The 19,932-nt window shown below is 35.5% G+C and carries 22 protein-coding genes; 2 read left to right on the top strand and 20 right to left on the bottom strand.

Translation table 11 applies throughout. The features are described from left to right. From DDF69_RS06090 to DDF69_RS06045, 10 genes are all read right to left on the bottom strand, one after another. A complete protein-coding gene (locus DDF69_RS06090) occupies positions 1-1,050 on the bottom strand; it encodes a hypothetical protein (RefSeq protein ID WP_114819969.1) in 1,050 nt (349 codons plus the stop codon). 4 nt (positions 1,051-1,054) lie between these two features. Continuing rightward, positions 1,055-2,584: an NAD(P)-binding protein gene (locus tag DDF69_RS06085; RefSeq protein ID WP_228411931.1), complete on the bottom strand. Its 1,530-nt coding sequence runs from the start codon at positions 2,582-2,584 to the stop codon at positions 1,055-1,057. A gap of 37 nt (positions 2,585-2,621) precedes the next feature. Further along, a complete protein-coding gene (locus DDF69_RS06080) occupies positions 2,622-4,136 on the bottom strand; it encodes a polyamine aminopropyltransferase (RefSeq protein WP_114819966.1) in 1,515 nt (504 codons plus the stop codon). Continuing rightward, entirely contained in the window at positions 4,129-4,344 is a 216-nt protein-coding gene (locus tag DDF69_RS06075) for a DUF350 domain-containing protein (protein WP_045491052.1), read from the bottom strand. The genes DDF69_RS06080 and DDF69_RS06075 overlap by 8 nt, the downstream gene beginning before the upstream one ends. 13 nt (positions 4,345-4,357) lie before the next feature. After that, positions 4,358-4,552: a hypothetical protein gene (locus DDF69_RS06070; RefSeq protein WP_185144318.1), complete on the bottom strand. Its 195-nt coding sequence runs from the start codon at positions 4,550-4,552 to the stop codon at positions 4,358-4,360. Then, complete coding sequence (locus DDF69_RS06065; protein WP_228411930.1) at positions 4,549-5,883, bottom strand: DUF4178 domain-containing protein; 1,335 nt, start codon at positions 5,881-5,883, stop codon at positions 4,549-4,551. The genes DDF69_RS06070 and DDF69_RS06065 overlap by 4 nt, the downstream gene beginning before the upstream one ends. Before the next feature lie 129 nt (positions 5,884-6,012). After that, positions 6,013-6,372 carry an S-adenosylmethionine decarboxylase family protein gene (locus DDF69_RS06060; protein ID WP_114819964.1) on the bottom strand — a complete coding sequence of 120 codons (360 nt, stop codon included), beginning with the start codon at positions 6,370-6,372 and terminating at the stop codon, positions 6,013-6,015. Between the two features lie 20 nt (positions 6,373-6,392). After that, positions 6,393-7,316 (bottom strand): citrulline utilization hydrolase CtlX, encoded by a 924-nt coding sequence (gene ctlX, locus DDF69_RS06055; protein ID WP_114819963.1) that lies wholly within the window; start codon positions 7,314-7,316, stop codon positions 6,393-6,395. 55 nt (positions 7,317-7,371) lie between these two features. Further along, on the bottom strand, positions 7,372-7,779 hold the full coding sequence (locus tag DDF69_RS06050; protein WP_185144317.1) for a four helix bundle protein: 408 nt from the start codon (positions 7,777-7,779) through the stop codon (positions 7,372-7,374). 106 nt (positions 7,780-7,885) lie between these two features. Continuing rightward, positions 7,886-8,800, bottom strand: a complete 915-nt coding sequence (locus DDF69_RS06045) for a dimethylarginine dimethylaminohydrolase family protein (protein WP_114819960.1) — start codon at positions 8,798-8,800, stop codon at positions 7,886-7,888. A 290-nt stretch (positions 8,801-9,090) separates the two neighbouring features. On the opposite strand from DDF69_RS06045, the gene DDF69_RS22005 reads away from it, so the two are divergent. Further along, positions 9,091-9,255: a hypothetical protein gene (locus tag DDF69_RS22005; protein ID WP_162800874.1), complete on the top strand. Its 165-nt coding sequence runs from the start codon at positions 9,091-9,093 to the stop codon at positions 9,253-9,255. Positions 9,256-9,355: 100 nt separating this feature from the next. On the opposite strand, the gene DDF69_RS06040 is transcribed toward DDF69_RS22005, so the two are convergent. The 8 genes from DDF69_RS06040 to DDF69_RS06000 form a co-directional block, all read right to left on the bottom strand. Then, positions 9,356-10,642 (bottom strand): citrate synthase, encoded by a 1,287-nt coding sequence (locus tag DDF69_RS06040; RefSeq protein WP_034694713.1) that lies wholly within the window; start codon positions 10,640-10,642, stop codon positions 9,356-9,358. 88 nt (positions 10,643-10,730) lie between these two features. Continuing rightward, a complete protein-coding gene (eno, locus tag DDF69_RS06035) occupies positions 10,731-12,023 on the bottom strand; it encodes a phosphopyruvate hydratase (protein WP_114819959.1) in 1,293 nt (430 codons plus the stop codon). Positions 12,024-12,273: 250 nt separating this feature from the next. Next, on the bottom strand, positions 12,274-13,485 hold the full coding sequence (locus DDF69_RS06030; RefSeq protein WP_114819958.1) for a hypothetical protein: 1,212 nt from the start codon (positions 13,483-13,485) through the stop codon (positions 12,274-12,276). 15 nt (positions 13,486-13,500) lie between these two features. After that, complete coding sequence (locus tag DDF69_RS06025) at positions 13,501-13,992, bottom strand: hypothetical protein (RefSeq protein ID WP_114819957.1); 492 nt, start codon at positions 13,990-13,992, stop codon at positions 13,501-13,503. 25 nt (positions 13,993-14,017) lie between these two features. Then, entirely contained in the window at positions 14,018-14,347 is a 330-nt protein-coding gene (locus tag DDF69_RS06020) for a hypothetical protein (RefSeq protein ID WP_114819956.1), read from the bottom strand. 71 nt (positions 14,348-14,418) lie between these two features. Next, complete coding sequence (locus DDF69_RS06015) at positions 14,419-15,207, bottom strand: sensor histidine kinase (protein ID WP_114819955.1); 789 nt, start codon at positions 15,205-15,207, stop codon at positions 14,419-14,421. Positions 15,208-15,825: 618 nt separating this feature from the next. Continuing rightward, positions 15,826-16,656, bottom strand: a complete 831-nt coding sequence (locus DDF69_RS06005) for a hypothetical protein (RefSeq protein WP_114819953.1) — start codon at positions 16,654-16,656, stop codon at positions 15,826-15,828. A 4-nt stretch (positions 16,657-16,660) separates the two neighbouring features. Then, positions 16,661-17,293, bottom strand: coding sequence for a response regulator (locus DDF69_RS06000; protein WP_114819952.1), 633 nt, complete (start codon positions 17,291-17,293; stop codon positions 16,661-16,663). A 563-nt stretch (positions 17,294-17,856) separates the two neighbouring features. On the opposite strand from DDF69_RS06000, the gene DDF69_RS05995 reads away from it, so the two are divergent. After that, the gene (locus DDF69_RS05995) at positions 17,857-18,291 is read left to right on the top strand and encodes a hypothetical protein (RefSeq protein ID WP_114819951.1); all 435 of its coding nucleotides are present in this window, start codon (positions 17,857-17,859) and stop codon (positions 18,289-18,291) included. 103 nt (positions 18,292-18,394) lie between these two features. On the opposite strand, the gene rplQ is transcribed toward DDF69_RS05995, so the two are convergent. Both rplQ and DDF69_RS05985 read right to left on the bottom strand, forming a co-directional pair. Continuing rightward, a complete protein-coding gene (gene rplQ, locus DDF69_RS05990; protein WP_062673619.1) occupies positions 18,395-18,916 on the bottom strand; it encodes a 50S ribosomal protein L17 in 522 nt (173 codons plus the stop codon). A gap of 6 nt (positions 18,917-18,922) precedes the next feature. Further along, entirely contained in the window at positions 18,923-19,918 is a 996-nt protein-coding gene (locus tag DDF69_RS05985) for a DNA-directed RNA polymerase subunit alpha (protein WP_047376582.1), read from the bottom strand. Positions 19,919-19,932: the final 14 nt, after the last annotated feature.

Below are 19,932 nucleotides of genomic sequence, written 5' to 3'. Positions count from 1 at the left end.
TTAGATTTTAAAGATTGAGACAAAGTTAGGCAACTTTTTGGGTTTTCTCCAAATAAAGCCATCCAGCAGATAATGGGTAAGCTGGGGAACAACTAACAACGGAACAAGGAACTGAAACAGATTTTCAGAGATCATTAAATTCAAGGAAAAATGTTCATTCCAGACCAGAGTTTCCCATAAAAATTCTTCCAGAAAAGCGAACAATAAAATGACGCCGACAAAGAGAAATATTCCTGAAAAAGATTTAAAAATATGCATCCAACTCAGCTGATGATTTTCTTTTTGCTGTATTTCCCGGATATAAATCAACGCTATATAAGGAATACCATGAGAAACCACATTCAGAAAAGTAAACAGAAGATCATTATTGAAGTAAACAATCCCGAAATACCAAGAAAGAAAAGTTCCGGTGATCAGTGCTGTTTTCGGAATGTTAATTTTTTTTGTTTTAAAGGCTTCAACAACAGTTTTAATAATCCAAATAATCAGAATGGCAGAATAAATAACGGTCATTAAAGGAACATAATCCGGAAGATTCTGAAGCCAGTCAAACTCGTTGTTGACGAACCAAGTGAAGGCACGGGGAGTTTTAAACCAGTACAACATGGGAAAAATAGTTGCGGAATAAACGGCTACCTCATCTATTCTTTTGCTCCAGTTATTCGGTTCAAAGCGGGCGTAAATTCTCATAAAACCATATTGCTGGCGTATAAAATGAAAAACGGCAACCAGTGCCAGGACCGACCAGAATGTCAAAGTCCCAAATTGAAACAGGATGATTCCCAAAATCCAGCTTACCGCAGGAATTCCGAGATAAAGCCATCTATTTTTCTGTATTTCTCCCTTTACGAAATACGTTTTGAACAGCGTAGAATAAACGTGAGCCACATCCACAAAAACGATCAGGAAAAGCCATGTGTAAAAGGAATAGTGATTTTCCAGCCCCTGAATCTGTTTCTGAAAAAGAAATATAATCAGCAATACAACAAAAGGTGGTGATAAAATAAACCACCAGTCTGTTTTTGCATTATGTATCCACGGCTGTTTCATTGTATTATTGTATCATTTGTTCTGCAGTCCGGATTCCCTGATAAAAGGCTTCTTCAAAAATAGAGATTCCCGAAAGATCAGAATGAGCGAAGAAAATTTTTCCTTCTATGGACTCTTTTACTTTTTGGGTTTCTTCACCAAAAATTTGATTGGGAACGGGAGCAATCATCGCATGTCCTATTTTATGAAACTGCATTTCCAGGATGAAATCTTCTATCAATGGATGGGCTTTCTTCAGATCATCCAAAACTAAAGTTTTAAGTTCAGATTCTTTCATTCCATAAAGTTTTTTCCTCGCTTTTTTGCAGTCTGGCGTTGAAAAGCTCTTGTAATGGGTAATTACTTTTTCACCTATGATCTGGTTCAGATTCTGATGTTGATCAAAGATATAACCTAATCCTGAAGTCCCATAGATTACATTATCCCAGGCCAGTTCTTCATCTCCACCAAATTCATTCTTTAACGTGATCGTTGTTAAAAGCCACGGCACATAATGAAATGATGATGCTCTTCTTTGATTAAAAATTCTCTCATTCACAAACTGCGGTGATGCAAACAGTACTTTATCTGCAATGATCTTTTTTGTTTTCTTTTGAGTATTATCAAAACTCAATACCTCAACTTTATCATTGATTTTCACATCAAAAACTAAGTTTTCTGGCATGTGTTTTCCCTCTGTATATTTTGAAAAATGTTTTGCCAGTCTTGCATTTCCTTCCGGCCAGGTGAATACCTGATCTTTATATTTCGTACTCCAGTTATTTTTTCTTCCGGCAAAATAATGAATACCTGCCCAAGCTGAAACATAGTCAATTCCTAATCCGAAATCGTCTCTGCAGGAATAATCCAGCAACCAGAGAAGTTCTTCCGACTGGTAATTATTTTCCTTAAGCCAATCTTTAAAAATGATTTTTTCAAGTTTCACCACCTCATCTTCTCTGCTGGAATCATGTACGGGAATGGCAAACCAGTATTTCCCCTGTGGATCTTTCTTTACGCGAAAATCATCCATCAGCTTAAAAAAACGGCTAAGCTCCTGTTGTGTTTCTGCTGAAATACCTTTCTGAGGTACAATATCATTCTGCCAGGAATTTTTATAGAAAAGTCTTTCCTGCTGTGGAAAAGTCATTTGGTATTCATCAAGAATGGGTTCTCCGTTTTCTTCTGTTCCCAGGCAGATTTTACATTCTTTCAGGAAATCTATTATTTCTACGTTTTCCTTATTGGGTAAAGGTAAATAATGTGCTCCCAAAGGGAATTTTGAAAATGAATTCTGTCCGTTGGAAGAATTTCCTCCCAGATGGTTTTCCATTTCAAGGAGAAGATAATCCTGTTCATTATTCTGACTGAAGAATCGACATGCCGAAAGCCCGGAAATCCCACCACCCACGATAAGATATTTTGTGTGGATAACTTGTGAAAACTGTGGAAAATTTTTTGCCCATAACTTGTGGCCAAGAACATGGTTTGTCCCGGTAATTTTCAACAGCAAAGCTTTTACTTTCTTTCCGCAATACTGCAAAAAGGGAAGCATAAGGCTACCTAAAAATATAGTTGTAAGAAAATCCTTTCTACTGTACTTTCCCCCACTCTTCATCGAAATAACGAACTAATATCTGGTTGTCCAGACGGTTAACTTCTATGTCTTTCACTTTCATATCTTTATTAAAATAAGACATCTGTGAAAAGTTATAATCATAATATTTTAAGCCGGGAAGCTTTCTGTAGACTCTGTTGTTGATGGGCTCAAATGAAGCCATTGAGAATCCCCATTCCCCAAAAGACGGAACATAGGTATGATATGCAGCAGTGAAAGGAAAAATCTGATTGATTGTTTTCTCAATACACCAGAAAGATTTCGGAGCAAAATACGGAGAGGTGGTCTGAACCACAATTTTAGTATCAAGTGTTGTCAGCTTCTCCAGTTCTCTATAAAACTGCAGGGAATAAAGTTTTCCTAAGCTGTAATTGGACGGATCCGGAAAGTCTATGATGATAACGTCAAATTTCTTTTTGCTGTCTTTTACCCAGATGTACGCGTCTTTATTGATGATCTCTACTTTTGGATTGGAAAAAGAATTTTGATTCAGCCTGCGCATGGTTTCATTCGTCTTGAAAAACTGAGTCATTTCCCCGTCAAGATCCACAAGGGTTACTTTTTTAACGTCTTTGTATTTCAATACCTCTCTGGCTGCAAAGCCATCACCTCCTCCCAAAATCAGAACGTTATCAATATTTTTTGCCATAGACATCGCCGGATGTACTAAAGCTTCATGATAACGGTATTCATCCGTGGAAGAAAACTGTAAGTTGTTATTCAGATATAAACGAAACTCGTGCGTATTCCTCGTTAAAACGATTCTTTGATAGGGTGAACTTTTAGTATAAACCACATTTTCACCGTACAATTTTTCTTCAGAATAAGACAGAATCGTATCTGAGAAAAAGAAAAGTCCCAGCAAGAATGCAAATGCTGCTATAGATTTTACTTTGAGAGATAAAGGTTTTGATAATTCCTTTGTAAGGTAATAGCATAGAAATATCGCAATAGAGATATTGATCAATCCGAAAAATAAAGGTGTCTTTACAATTCCTAATTTTGGAATCAAAACCAACGGAAAAAGAATCGATGCTAATAAAGCTCCTATATAATCGAACGCAAAGACATTTGAAACTAAATCTTTAAACTGAACTCTGTCTTTCAGAATGTTCATCAGAAGCGGAATTTCTACTCCGACAAGGCAGCCTGTGAAAAAGACAAAAAGGTATAGAACGCTTTCAAAGTGTGCTAGTGTATTAAATAAAATAAACAGCACTACGGAACTGATTCCTCCTACGATTCCTACCAGGATTTCGATCTCAATGAATTTATCAATAAGATTTCCTTTGATGAATTTCGCAAGATAGGAACCTACGCCCATTGAAAAAAGATATACCCCGATAATGAAAGAAAACTGCTTTACAGAGTCTCCTAAAAGATAGCTCGCCAGGGCTCCGGCCACCAGCTCATAAATCAATCCACATGTAGCAATGACGAATACTGAAAACAATAAAAGCAGCTCAAGAGGAATCCTCTTCTTATCCATGAATTGCCGCACTTATGATCATTGAAATTCCGATGATAAATGCTCCGAAAACAATAGCCAGTGCTATGTTTTTGTTCTGAGCGATCTCATGCCATGTTTTCTCCGGGGTAAGCTTTTCAATAATGAAATAGCATACAAGCAGAATTGCGATTCCTAAGAATGAGTAAAGAACCGAGTTCAATATGGGTAAGAAATTGATGTTGTCCATAGTTTTTATATTTTTATTTGTGATAGTATCTGTAGAATCCTACTCTGGAATGGCTTCTTGTAGTTCCGTCGCGGTATGTTTCCGTTTTGGCACAATCGCAGACCTGATTTCCCCGGTAGGTAAGGTAAACAAACCAGGTCATGAAAAACCCTCCAATCAGGCAGAGCATCCAGTTTTGTCTTATATAATGTAAAATATTGTTCATCATGATGTGGCATATGGGGTGTTTGAACTATTCTTCCATTTATTCACATTAAAGAAATGTTTTCCTATCCACATGGCGACAAAGAGTGCAATCATTATGAATAAAATGAATCCGAAGTTCCAGAATGAAACAGGAAGCCAGGTCGCTTTGAGCTGTATATAGGTATTATTTGAAATAGGATCTGTTGTAAGTCTTAGACCTTCAGCATTGATAAGAGAGTCTATTTTTGAAGTTCCAAAGGAAGCTTTCACCAGTTTACCTAGTTCTGTCGTATCTTTTTCTAAAGTCTTTCCATCTATGAAAGTGATAGGCTGTCCTTTATAGATATCGGTTACCTCTACTGTTCCTGATTTATCCCTGGAGATTAATACCCTTGAATCCGGTGACTGAAGACCAGAAAACGCAGGCAATAAAGATCCTTCTTTTTCTGCTGAAATAAGAAAGTGATATTGCCCAGAACTTACTCCACAAAGATTAAATTCTTCAGACTGACTTCCTTCTGACCAGCTTTCCCCATCTTCGTACCCATGATATTGTTCGATATCTTTCGAGGTATAGACAATTTCATTGGTATTTTCATTGACAAGGCTTAGCTGAACATTAGCCCAGGAATTATCAACACCGGAAAATGCATTCACTTTTAATGGTGCTGAGCCTCCTGAAAGGGTAAAACTTTTGCTGACCATTTCTTTGTCTTTTACATCAGCAAAATTGATGGTCTCCGCAAAAACAGTTTCGTTTGTTCTTGAGATGTACACATTCAGCTGAAGCAGACATATCATTAATGCGCCCACACAAAAAATGTTTACAGCCTGTTTCATATCAAAATAATAAGGCTGAACAATTCCAACCCCTGTATAATACGGCATGTGAGCTATTTTAAAAGCTCTTTTAACGTCATATTTTGAAATGTGAACTCCATAAAAATACTGGCTTTTCTTAGCGGTCTTCTCCTGAGAGATCATACGGGTTCCATTGACATATTCTTTGTAGGTCGCAATGCTGAAATCCAGGTGTTCATCAAAAAAACCGGCAGCAGCATCAATAGTGCATGGAGTGTTTTCATACCAGCGATACGTTCGTCCGGCATAGGTGGGTAATTTCGAATCTTTACCTTTAAAATCATCAGGATGTATAGAAATCAGTAAAACCCAATGCCCATCACTCTCGCTCAGGAAAGCATCATTTCCTTTGCTGTCTTTTAAAGAATATTCCCGCCAGAAAATACTGTTTCCGTATTTTTTGATGGTAATCGCAACGACCGTATATTCTACACCTTCAATTTTTCCTTTCTGTCCGACATCCAAGACAACGTTTTCTGTCGGTATTTTCAAATGTTTAATCTTTTTATTTCCTGCGACATCAATGAGATGAGAGCAGGTTTTACAAACATATTCCTCAATAGGAAAAGTGAGATTTAATGTATTTTCTGATTCGCATGCTGGGCAGACGTAGTGCATTTGTTATCTGTAAATTTTGTGTTTCTGAATGGTGTTAGCTTTAAAATACTGAACCACTTCATCTGCAATCTGCTCTACTTTAGTGGTATTATCCTGCGAATAATTGCAAAGAAAAACATCAAAAGTAAGCTGTTTAAACTCCGGCCACGTGTGGATACAAAGGTGAGACTCTTTCAGGATGACTGCGGAAGTAAAACTCTCATTCTCAAAAATATGATTGGTTACTCCTACAATTTCTACCTCTTTGGTTTTCAGAATATCTTCTGTAAACTCCAGAAATCCTTTGCTGTCTAATAACAAATCTTCTGACTCTGTTTCCAAAGTCAGAAGAATATGTAAACCTTTACTTGATAATGGGTTCAATTAATTTTTTCGTAAATATATTATTTTTTTGGAAGAAAAACCTCAGCAAGCATACATCTTGCGCTTCCTCCACCATTTACTTCAATGGTATTCAGGTCGGAATAGATTATCGGGCAGTATTTTTCGATAGCAGCCACCTGTTCTGAAGATAAAGACTGATAGGCTGTCTGGCTCATCACCAGGAATTTTTCACCGTCTTTGTTTTGAACCTGAAGCATATTTCCTGCAAACTGCTGCATCTGTTCCTCAGAAATTTCGATGATTTCTTTTCCTGAGCCTTTAATCGTTTCTGTTACTTTTTCTCTTTCCAGCTCATCATCGATACAGTCAAGGCAGATTACAACAAATTGATCTGCGACACACATCATTACATTGGTATGGTAGATAGGAAGTCTTTCTGTTCCTACTGTTTGGAAAGAATGGAAAACAACGGGAGTAAATCCATATTTTGTACAGAATTCTCTGAACAGTTTTTCATCCAGTCTCAAAGAAACAGAACCGTAAGCAATTTTGTTATCATGATCAAAAATCATACTTCCCGTTCCTTCCAGAAAATGCCCCTGAGTTTCTGAAAAGGACCAATCATCAATCTCAGCTACCTCGAATCCCTGATTCCGGATGCTTTCAATAATATCCTCTCTTCTTTCTACTCTTCTGTTGGAGGCGAACATTGGATATAAAACCACCTTCCCATCTTTATGGAAACTTACCCAGTTGTTTGGGAAGATAGAATCCGGTGTGTGTGGATCTAAAGTATCTTTTATGGTAATCACATTGATTCCTTTTTCTCTCAGTTTTCCAACAAAAGTATTGAATTCAGCCAAAGCTTTTGACTGGATATCAGAACCTGTCTGTTCTACCTGGAAATAATTATTTTTCGCTGTTTCAGCATTGTAACCGAATGCAATCGGTTCTATCATTAATACGGTATCTGTTGTTTGCATTTTTTATAAGTTTGAGGGTATTAGCGTATAAGAGTTTGAGAGTCTGAACAGCGTTTTACAAATTATTATCTTCTTTATTCACCGAAGAAAATGAACACCACTTTTCTGACTGGCTCATCATGTTAACTAACATCCCTATTATTTGGTTATACTTGTTGTGCAAATTATTATATTGCTCTTCATTCATATAATGGCAGGCAAAGGCAAACTGAAGCCATGTTTGGGTTTCTCTCGCTTCTCCCTCCGAATCTGTAAGCTTAGCGATGAAGGATTTTTCATATTTTCTTTTCCCCCAAGCCTCACTAATATTTGCCGTTACAGATCTTGATGATCTTCTTATCTGATCTGTAGGTGAGTAAAGTTCTTCTTTTGAAAAGGATTTTGAGAGTTCATAAATCAACTGAGCTGTTTCAAATGATTGTTGATAAACTTTTAAGCCCTGATGAAATTTAATTGTCGACATACCCAAATATTTTTTTAAAATTAAAAAAATATTCAAACCCACCAACGCTCTAACGCTCAGACTCTAAAACTCTCCCATTCTCAAACCCTAAAACTCTCCCACTCCATTATTCTCTTACAAGCGGCATTGTAGAGCATCTCAGCAAGCCTCCCATTTTGGAGATTTCTCTGTAAGGGATTTCTTCTACCGTCATTCCCCACTCGTTTCTTAAATGGTCATTCATTCTGGTGAATGCTTGGTCTGAAACTACTACATCAGGAGAAATAGAGAAAATATTCGGGAACATTTCAAACATTTCTTCATCATTGATGTGGAAGCAGTTTTCTTCTCCGAAAATATCAATGATTAAGCGGTAATCACTTTCATCTACAAATCCGTTCTTATAAATGATACACTTGTCTTCTCCTACAGGATTAAATGTACAATCCAGATGAAGAATCCCTTCAAACGGAACTTTATCGTTTTTCTTCAGTTCCAGGTCGATAATTCTTTTCTTGGGAAAATATTCTTTCAGAATTTCAATGGCATACTCATTGGTTCTTGCCGTTTTATAGTTTCTGTAATCTTCACTGAAACAGGTTCCAATGAAAATAAAGTCATTCCATACGATTACATCACCTCCTTCAATGTGTGCTGTTTCGGGAAGATTAATGATCTTTCTCCATGCTACTTTTTCAAAAACACTTTTGTAGGCTTCCTGCTCATCTGCTCTGTCTGCAATCACATTGGAAATGATCATCTTATCATCAATGACAAAGGCTACATCTCTTGAAAAAACCTGATTGTAGTCCTGGATGATACTAGGACGCAGAACTTCAACACCATACTTTTTTAAAACTGCTTCAAAAGCATTCATTTCATTGATAATATCCTCTTCTTTAGGATAAATGTTGTGTTCGATTGAGTAATATGACTTGGCGTCATAACTTTCCTCTAGTGTGGGAACTGGTCCCAATGAATTAGGCTGGCCTAGAACTACTGACTTCAGCCTACCCGTTTCGTTTTTAATATTTAGTCTCATAAAGATTTATGCAATACTACAAATATAAGTAAAGGTCTCTACCTGTAAAACTTTTCGATTATTTTATGTGTGAAATTTGATTTCTAAAATCAGCACCCTTCAACAAAATTTCCTTGTCTGGCCGGCCAACTGCAGTGAATAGTCCCAAAAACATCTACAACTTACTATTTTCCATCTACATAAGAACAAAAAAACAGATAATTATATTATTTAATTTCCTATATTAGTGATATAATTTTCGCGAAATTATAGATCATAAAACTTAACTATTAACACCAAAAATCAAAGTTATGAACAAGAACAATCCGGTGCTGAAAAACGCACAAAAATTGGGAAGAGATCAACAAAAATCTGTAATGGGAGGCGCTCCAATTTCAACTGGCAGAAGATGCTGCGAATGGGATGATGCAGGAAACTGTTATATCTGGACTTGCGATAGATGTGTATGTCCTTAATAAAAATGAAAACCTGCTTTTTTAAGCGGGTTTTCTTATTCTATGATAAATAAAAAATCCCAAAGCTTACTTTGGGATTCTTTTATGGTATAAGCAAATATTATCTGCTTGCGATATCGATGTAGTTTCTTTCCTGAGCACCTTGGTAAACCTGTCTTGGTCTTCCGATCGGGTCTCCTTTCAGTCTCATTTCTTTCCACTGAGAAATCCATCCTGGAAGTCTTCCTAATGCAAACATTACAGTAAACATTTCTGTAGGAATTCCTAATGCTCTGTAGATGATACCTGAGTAGAAGTCTACGTTTGGATATAGTTTTCTTTCTACGAAGTACTCGTCTTCCAGCGCTACTCTTTCTAACTGCATTGCAATGTCAAGAGCTTTATCCTGGATACCTAATGCTTTAAGGATATCGTCAGCAGCTTTCTTGATGATTTTCGCTCTTGGGTCGAAGTTTTTGTACACTCTGTGTCCGAATCCCATTAGACGGAAGCTATCCCCTTTATCTTTAGCTTTAGCAACATATTTAGATACGTCACCTCCATCTTTTTCGATCAATTCAAGCATTTCGATTACAGCCTGATTAGCACCACCGTGAAGTGGTCCCCAAAGTGCAGATACTCCGGCAGAGATAGAAGCGAAAAGACCTGTGTGAGCAGAACCTACCATTCTTACTGTAGAAGTAGAACAGTTTTGTTCGTGGTCTGCGTGAAGGATTAATAATTTATCTAGAGCATTTACTACTACCGGATCGATTTCGAAATCAGCGTTTGGTAATCTGAATGCCATTTTGTAGAAGTTCTCTACGTAGTTCAGGTTGTTATCACCGTGGTTTAATGGTAAACCTTGAGTTTTTCTGTAAGTCCAGGCACAAAGGTGAGAGAACTTAGCGATCATAAGCTCAGCAGCATGATCCATTTCTTCTTTAGAGTTTACGTTCACTGCTTTCGGGTTGAAAGCTGTCAAAGCAGAGGTCATAGAAGATAAAACTCCCATAGGGTGAGCAGAACGAGGAAAAACATCAATGATCTTTTTCATTTCGTCTGCGATGAAGTTATATTTTTTAATGTTGTTGTCGAATGAAGTAAACTGATCCTGAGTAGGTAATTCTCCATGTAATAAAAGATACATTACTTCAGTGAAGTTAGATTTCTCAGCAATCTGTTCGATTGGATAACCTCTGTAGAATAATTCTCCTTTATCTCCGTCTAAGTAAGTGATGTCGCTAATGGTAGCTCCTGTATTTTTGTAACCTAAATCCAGAGTGATCAAACCTGTCTGGTCTCTTAATTTTGAAATATCAATCCCTCTGTCTCCGATAGTACTATCCACGATTGGATATTCATATGAATTACCGTCGTAATTCAATATTACTTTGTTGTCTGACATTATTTATTTATTTTTTTTAAATATACCACTTTCCATAAAATACGGCAAACTAAAAATTTCGCTTGCCGTTATTTATAAATTCGATTAATTATCTTTTGATTTTAAAAGCTTCCAATCCTGGGAAAATTGCAGTTTCACCTAAAGCTTCTTCAATTCTCAATAACTGGTTGTATTTTGCCATTCTGTCTGATCTTGATGCTGAACCTGTTTTGATCTGTCCACAGTTCATTGCTACGGCTAAATCAGCAATTGTAGAATCTTCAGTTTCTCCTGATCTGTGAGACATTACTGAAGTGAATTTGTTATTCTGAGCCATTTGTACAGCAGCCATTGTTTCAGAAAGAGAACCGATCTGGTTTACTTTTACAAGGATTGAGTTGGCAATACCTTCTTTTACTCCTCTTGATAATCTGTCTACGTTTGTTACGAATAAATCGTCCCCTACCAGCTGTACTCTGTCACCGATTTTATCTGTAAGCATTTTCCATCCTTCCCAGTCATCTTCCTGCATACCGTCTTCGATAGAGATGATCGGATATTTAGCAGCCAATTCTGCAAGGTAAGAAACCTGCTCTTCTCTTGATCTGTGAGCACCTTTGTCTCCTTCGAATTTTCTGTAATCGTAAGTTCCGTCTTTGTAGAATTCTGAAGCAGCACAGTCTAATGCCAGCATGATGTCGTCACCAGGCTTGTATCCAGCTTTTTCGATCGCCTGAAGTAATGTATCCAAAGCATCTTCTGTTCCGTTGAAAGTAGGAGCAAAACCTCCTTCGTCTCCTACTGCTGTAGAAAGCCCTCTTCCTTTAAGGATGGATTTTAGGTTGTGGAAAATTTCAGTTCCTTTTCTCAAAGCGTGAGAGAAAGAATCTGCTTTTACCGGCATGATCATAAATTCCTGGAATGCGATAGGCGCATCTGAGTGAGATCCACCGTTGATTACATTCATCATTGGAACCGGAAGTGTATTGGCATTTACTCCACCAACATATTTATAAAGAGGCATTCCCAATTCAGCAGCAGCAGCTCTGGCTACCGCTAGAGAAACACCAAGAATAGCATTAGCACCAAGATTACCTTTGTTAGACGTTCCGTCAAGATCAATCATAATCTGATCGATATAGTTTTGTTCAAAAACCGGTTGTCCCACTAAATTCTCTGCAATTACTTCTTTTACATTTTCAACAGCTTTCAGAACTCCTTTCCCCTGATATTCTGAACCACCATCACGTAATTCTACCGCTTCGTGTTCTCCTGTAGATGCTCCTGAAGGTACAGCTGCACGGCCCATTGCCCCGCTTTCTGTAAATACATCTACTTCAATGGTAGGATTTCCTCTGGAATCTAAAATCTGTCTCGCTTCTATGTAAGAAATTGCACTCATTTTTTATTTTTTTTAGTTTAGACAAATTTAATCAAAATTTAACTTTCAGGGGTATTTCACGGGATTTTTTTGAGATAAATCCGAGTTAAATTTTAGTTAATTTATATTATGATAATACGACAAATTCTTTGTGAAGAACCAGGTTTTTAAAATGGTAAAACAATCTTACGAAAAAACTCCAGACACTATAAAATGCTGGAGCTTAAAAAAATTATTTAATATTAGTTTTTGTTGTAGCTTACCTCTTTATTTATAGTTTTATTTTACCTAGCCCAACTAATAGGTTTAATGCTACAATAAGATTCCCTTTCTTCTCATAATCTCCATTAAAATCCTTGCCGAAGGAGAATGTTAATCTTTGGTTTTTTGTCAATTCATATTCAAAATTAAGAAGGTACTTCCAGGAAGCTTCAAAATCTGATTTATTAAGTATACTTCTATAAATACATTCTCCACTTAAAAGAAATTTTTCTTCAAATATTTTGAATACCAGTCGTGATCCAAAATCTAAAGTGTGTAAATTTTCTTTTTTCAGTGATGGGTTTGCTAAAGATGAATCTGGATTGTACAGATATCTAGCCATAAAAATAAATGTTGATGGATGCTTCTCCCAATTGTACCCCCCGGTCAGCCAGACTCCGACTTTACTTATTTGTGAATTATTAAATTTATTACTTCTGAAATCTAAAACTGTTCCCATTGACATATCCAAAAAAGGCCCATAACGCTCTAGTTTAATTTCTTGAACATCTTTTCTTATCTTATCATCCAATTCAGCAAGTCCTAAATTGTGTTCTCTCGTTAATAAATCAATACGCTGAAATTCAAGATGATCTAGTCTTTCTATCGCTTCCTGAAGTTCTAAATATTCTTTACTTGTTGTATTTTTTAAAGCCTTTTTCTTTTTTAACAGTTCCATTTTAGAAGTGTGATATTCTATTATTAGTTTATCATTTTCTATAAGATCTATTCTCTTCTGGCGTGCAATATGATATTGATAGACCTCTCCTAAAATTTTTCTCGTGTTTTCATCAAACCTTCCTCTTAGTAAAGAAAACTTAGCTCCAAAACCTAACCTGGATTTATCTTCAATATTTAGCTCATCATCTTTTTCGATGCCTCTAAAACCTAGAGATATAATAAAACTCTGTTTAAATTTTTCACTAAAGTTAGCGCTATCAATTAAATTTTGATATTTCCCATTTAACTTAAAGGGAGCGATATCCATTGCAAAAGATGTTGGTAAACCGGAAAAATTACCGGTTCCTTCCCTCAAAGAAACCATTACGCTTTTTAAATCAGTAGGTTTTTCAATATCGGAATTTGCAATACCCAATAAATTTGCAGCAGGCGACGCTTGCGCACGCAATAAATCTAAATCTATCTCATCCTTTTCTTGGCTAAAATAAAGATGAGAACACAACATGCATATCCAACATATTAGTAATTGTATTGTTTTCATGATCCTTATTTGAAGTTAATAAAATGTAATATTATATGTAAAAGTAGCTGTAGCTCCTTCATTACCTACATCTATAGTGTGGCTATCTTGATAAATTATCTTGTTATTCTGTTTTATTTTTATTTTTAGAATAGTATTATTATTTTCGGGATCTCTATTTGAATCTGTAATTTCGGCACCTATAACAAAAGCGTTTCCAATCAATTCTTTACACGTACCAATTACAATATCATCTTCCGATGTTTCAATATATATTGAAGGTTTATTAGTTCTTAAAACTTTAAGTCTTGCCGAACCAAATTGATTTTCTCCTCCAAAATATATTGACACTGTAACTTCTGAATTATCATCTGGTAATTCCAGGTTCTTCCCAGCAACATATCTACTATCTCCCCCAAGAACATCCAATAATGAACTATTTATCATCTGCATTTCCAAAATTTTATAGTTTAATAGATGATTTTGAGCTTTTAAAATTTTTTCTGTTTGATTTTTTTTAGCTTTCATGACATTTCGTTTTTTAAGTTTTTTATTATTTTCTCGGTGTAGGTGATAAAAGTCCGGCTAAGGCTCCTATTGCACCTGAAGAAATGGTCGCAAAAATAGTGACCAGCTGATTATCTTTAGCGGCACCATCATTCCAGTAAGCAATGAGAATAAGCCCTGCTATAATGGTAATAACTGCCAACCCGAGCATAAGTACAATAATTCTGTAGATCCAATAGTCTGTATCTTTCGGGTTTTTTATTTCTACATTTTTAATAGCCTCTATCGGATTGGTTTTGAACTTCTCCTGAAGATCCGTGTTGTTTTTCAAAGCAGCTTCCAAATCTCCAATACTGTCGTTAATAAGAGTTTTCATGGCTTTTAATTTTATATATCAAATTTCCTTCTAAAAAACGGACCAGTCAATTACACAAAAGGGTAATTTATTTATAGGGCTATTTTAAACACCAGACAGGTTCCCGGAGTTTCGGGTATAATTGTACATTCGCCGGATAACTCGTTCATTCTACGTTTCATATTTCTAAGGCCGTTACCTTCTTTCTGCCCATCGGGGATTCCGTTTCCGTTATCAGAGATTTTCATAGAGAAATTATTGTCTTCCTGCGAGAAGGAAAGTTTCACCGTATTCGCCTGACTGTGTTTGTATACGTTATTGACAGCTTCTTTTAAGCAGAGAAAAAGATTACGTCTCATTTCTGTGGAGATAGGCGTTTCTACGATGATACCTTCACATTCTGAATACACCATTATTCTTGTTTTCTTCAAAAAGTTTCCGGTATAAAGGATAGCATACTCGATAAAGCTTCCTAAGGTGTCATTTCCTGAATTCAGGCTCCAGAGCATTTCTCTCATGGAGATGTTCATTTCTTCAGAAGTTTTCAGAAGTTCATCAATATCATTTAGCAGATCATCGTCTCCAGCCTTCTGTTTCAGAAATTCTGCCTGAAGTTTCAATGCAGAAATTCCTGCTCCCAGATCATCATGCATATCGTGTGAAATACGCTCCCGTTCCTGTTCCAGCACTTTTTGTTTCTCGAGTTCTTTCTGAAGAAGCTGGTTTTGATGTTCGGATTCTTTGAGTTGTTGTTCTTTAAGGTATAAAAGCTGTTTCCGGTTGTACATTAGTACAATGAAAATAGTAAAAGCAACTAAAAGCACAACCAGGAGTAATGCTATTAAAAAAATAAGTTTTATTTCTGAAGGTAAAGACTTCATTTTCTATCCATCAATTTATATTTGTGTAAAGCAATAAAGAATAAGCCACAGCATACGATATTGATTATATTCAATATCTGTTTCAACAATTTTAGAAATGGTTTATCAATTTCATCCAGCAGATACATAGGAGTAATTCTGAAAAGAAAAAAACAACTCCATAAAAGTATTGAAGTTGAAATCCAAAAGACAGGATCTTCCGTAATTTTCGATTCACTGATATTGTTTAATTTATAACTGCACCAGTACAATACCTGGAGTATATTGATAACACAATAGGTAATTGCAATATTCAGATTATACTTATCAACATAAAAAAGCTCAATATTCAGGAGTATAGCTATTACAACTACTATGGATACTACAACCGCTATCTTCTTATTTTTAATGTACCTGAAATAAAAGATGATAAAATAAAAGCTATTGAAAAGATTCAGATAATTATACTGAATTGATTTCGTTGAAATAAGATTAATTTCTGAAAAAAAATCTACAGTAAAATTGACGATTAAATACAACAAAAAATAGTCTTGAGAGGACAATTTGCTTCCTCTCAAAACTATGATTCCTTTTATCAATACCATAAAAGAAATAATATAGTAGGCTGTAATAAGCATTTTATGGCTCTAGGCTTCCCTGATCATAATATGGAAAATCTGCACTGAGCAATTGTTTATTATTATCTGAAGGCATGGTTGCAAGATATAGTGACTCTTTTCCAGTCGCAAAAGTCATAGTCTTTTTCCTTCCAATGCATGGTATAAAATCAAGTCTAACAACATTTTTTCTAAGACAGCCCTCCAAATACATGTGTATTCTATCGATGTATTGTTTTACGAGAATCAAATCATAACGTATACATTCGGCGACATATGCATCGCTTGATGCATTGATAAGAATTTGGCCTACGCGAGTTCTATTGAAGTCCCCAAATGAATTAACATTAATCTCATAATAAGTATCCAAATTAAATATAAAATAATGTTTGGCGGGTTTAGCCTCTGTCTCCGTTTCAACGTGGAAGGAAAGCGTTGCATATAAATATTCTTTTTTACTTTTTAAGAACATTTGATTCTCTTCGCCCAGTATTCTGGAATATTCACTTATGTTACTGTCTGTAATTTCTCTGAAAGAGATTTTCATCAATGTATAACCTTCATTTAAACGGTCTCTGACAAGGGTTTCAAATAAACGGAAGTCGACATATAACTCCTGTGCAAGGTTGGGAACCCGTTGCTGGAATACGCCACTGTTTACCCGAAATTCTTCATCACCAATAGGATGCGTGACAAAAAATTTCACACCATTTTTTACAATATAATCCTTTATCCATTGTTCCTGTTCAGTAAACTCGGTCATTTCATAGAAATCTCTAATTGTTCCTGCTTTCTGCATAGCAACGATGGTTGCTTCCAGGGCACATTTAAAATCGTAAAGTTCTTTTTCCATTTTTTTAGTTTTTTGATTGATTAAATTTATTAACTGCTTCCACTTTATTGTTGACGTGGAGTTTTCTGTAGATATTTCCGACGTGTTTTTTAACAGTATCGATACTAATGAATTTTTTATCCGCAATTTCTTTGTAAAGAAGTCCCTGCGAAAGAAGTTCAAGGATTTCCTTTTCGCGTTCTGTCAGTTCATCGAAGCCTCTGATTTCCGGAAGTTTTTTTTCAAAATGGCTGAGTACTTTCCTTGCAATAGAAAAACTCATGGGTGCACCGCCACTGTATACATCCCGTATGGAAGAAAGAATTTTATCCATACTTTCACCTTTTACCAGATATCCCATAGCACCAGCTTTTAGCGAATTAAAAATCTTTTCATCATCATCAAAACTGGTACACATGATAAACTGTGTATTGGGCATTTCTTTCCGTAATTTTTCAATGATTTCGATTCCTAGCATATCCTGTAATTGAATATCCATCATCACAACATCAGGAGAAATATCGGGTAGATTTGTTATGGCATCATTACCATCAAAGAACTGAGCAATCACTTTCATATCCTTCTGATAATCGATGACCTTCTTCAACGCATTGTTGTAGTTTTTCTCATCTTCTACTATGGCTATGGAAATGCTCATGACTTTGTTTGTTTGAAGCAAATTTCAACAGAAAACAGTTTCAAATCAATTACACTTTTGTGTAATATGAATGTTTGAGTTTGAGGTGATGGTTCAGTTTTTTAGTTTTATTAAATTTAATCAATTTTTGTTTCCAAAAACCATATATGTGTAATTATTTCACAATAAATTAAAAACAAAAACAAATAAGACACAATAAATCACCTTAAATTAACAATTATTTCATAATATGATTGAGAATTTGCTGATCAGCCTGCTTACTTCACTATGGAATGTGATTTTCTTAAAAGATCAATCTGTTTTTTTCTTTTCAATCCTATTCCAGCAATATAAAGTGCCCGCTGATGACCTACTGTAATATTCCAACCCGTTTCAGAATTTTTTTCATTTGATAAGAAGAACTGCCTCCCTTACACTCAAAATTTTCTTTTTGTCAAGCCAATTATTCAAAGAGAAAAACAAAAGAAATATGCATGAATAACCATTAAATTTTCTCATATTGTAAGGCATGATTTTTGTAAAATCAAATTATAAAATCATATTGAATATCAAATAATATAATCATGAAAAAAAGTCTTTTAGCACTAAGCGCTGTATTGGCACTAGCTGTAATCAGCTGTAAAAAAAGTGAAAGCGGAAACAAAAGCATTATTAAAACAGACAGTTCAGAAACTGTAGTGACAGACCATAATGGAAAAATAGATTCGGTAACACAAAGTTCTTCAACAGTAGATATCAACGGAAAGAAAATTGAGAAAACCGATTTTGTTTACAAAGCTACCGACGGCACATTGGTAAAAGTAGTATTTAAAAATGATCCGAAAGAAAATACAGTAGCCATTACCAGCAATAAGAAAACATTTACATTACCTAAATCGGAAACCAAAGGTGATGAAACGATTTACAAGAAAGATGATATGACTGCAAGGGTAAAAGGAGACAGCCTTCACCTTGAACAGGGTAATAATATTATTGAGCTGAAAAGAACTAAAATTTAAATAAAAATTGTCCTTCATTACTGAGGGACATTTTATGCAAAGAACACTAAACAAAAAAACCATCCGGAATCCGGATGGTTTTTTTTATATATCTGAATGAATATTATTCTTCAGTTTTTTCTTCAGTAGTATCAGCTTTAGCTTCTTCTACTTTTTCTTCTACTACAGGAGCATCAGCAACTACTGCTTCCGCTTTTTTAGTAGTAGCAGTTGATCTTCTGCTTCTTCTTGTAGCTTTTTTCTCTTCAGCATTAGGGTTGTAAAGCTCGTTGAAATCTACTAGTTCGATAAGAGCAGTATCAGCAGCATCACCTGGTCTGAATCCTGTCTTGATGATTCTTGTATAACCACCGTTTCTTTCAGCGATTTTAGGAGCTACAGTTCTGAATAATTCAGCAACCGCAAATTTATTTTGAAGGTAAGAGAATACTACTCTTCTGTTGTGTGTAGTATCTTCTTTTGCTTTTGTTAATAGAGGCTCAACATATACTCTTAAAGCTTTAGCTTTAGCTACAGTAGTGTTGATTCTTTTATGCTCAATTAGAGAACAAGCCATATTAGAAAGTAAAGCACTTCTGTGAGAAGCTGTTCTTCCTAAGTGATTGAATTTTTTACCGTGTCTCATTATTAATTATTTATCAGCGTCTAACTTATATTTTGCAACGTCGAAACCGAAGTTAAGACCTTTTGAATGCACTAATTCTTCTAGTTCTGTCAAAGATTTTTTACCAAAATTTCTGAATTTCATCAAATCAGACTTACTGTAAGAAACCAGTTCTCCAAGAGTTTCTACTTCAGCTGCTTTCAGACAGTTAAGGGCTCTTACAGAAAGATCCATATCTGCTAATTTAGACTTAAGAAGTTGTCTTGTGTGAAGAGTTTCTTCATCGTACTGGATAGATGCTTTTACAGCTTCAGTTTCAAGCGTGATTCTCTCATCAGAGAATAACATGAAGTGATAAATTAATATCTTAGAAGCTTCAGTTAAAGCATTCTGAGGGCTGATAGACCCGTCAGTTTCTATATCTAATACAAGTTTTTCGTAGTCTGTTTTTTGCTCTACACGATAATTTTCAATGCTGTATTGTACTTTCTTGATCGGCGTGAAAATAGAGTCGATAGCAATAGTTCCTACAGGAGCATTGTTTGACTTATTTTGTTCAGAAGGAACATACCCTCTTCCTTTTTCAATATTGAAAGTAATTTCGAAAGTTACATCACTGTTTAGGTTGCAGATCACTAGATCCGGGTTCAGAACCTCAAATCCATTGATAGACTTTCCTAAATCACCAGCAGTAATAACCGTTTGACCTGAAACTTTAGCAACAACCTGCTCGTTAGCCTGGCCTTCTGCTGCAGCTTTTAATCTTACCTGCTTAAGGTTAAGAATAATTTCGGTAACGTCTTCGATTACTCCTGGAATAGTTGAAAATTCGTGCTCTACACCTTCTATTTTGATAGATGAAATAGCGTATCCTTCCAGAGAAGAAAGCAACACTCTTCTCAAAGCATTACCGATTGTAAGCCCGAAACCTGGTTCTAAAGGTCTGAATTCAAATTGACCTTTAAATTCATCAGAGTTAAGTAAAATTACTTTATCGGGTTTTATGAATTGTAAAATTGCCATATTATTGGGTTGAG

Origin of the sequence: Chryseobacterium sp. KLBC 52 (assembly GCF_003347605.1) — a bacterium.
In the GTDB taxonomy this organism is placed as follows: domain Bacteria; phylum Bacteroidota; class Bacteroidia; order Flavobacteriales; family Weeksellaceae; genus Chryseobacterium.
The sequence above is the reverse complement of the archived record's forward strand: the minus strand, read 5'-3'. Positions and strand labels throughout refer to the sequence as shown.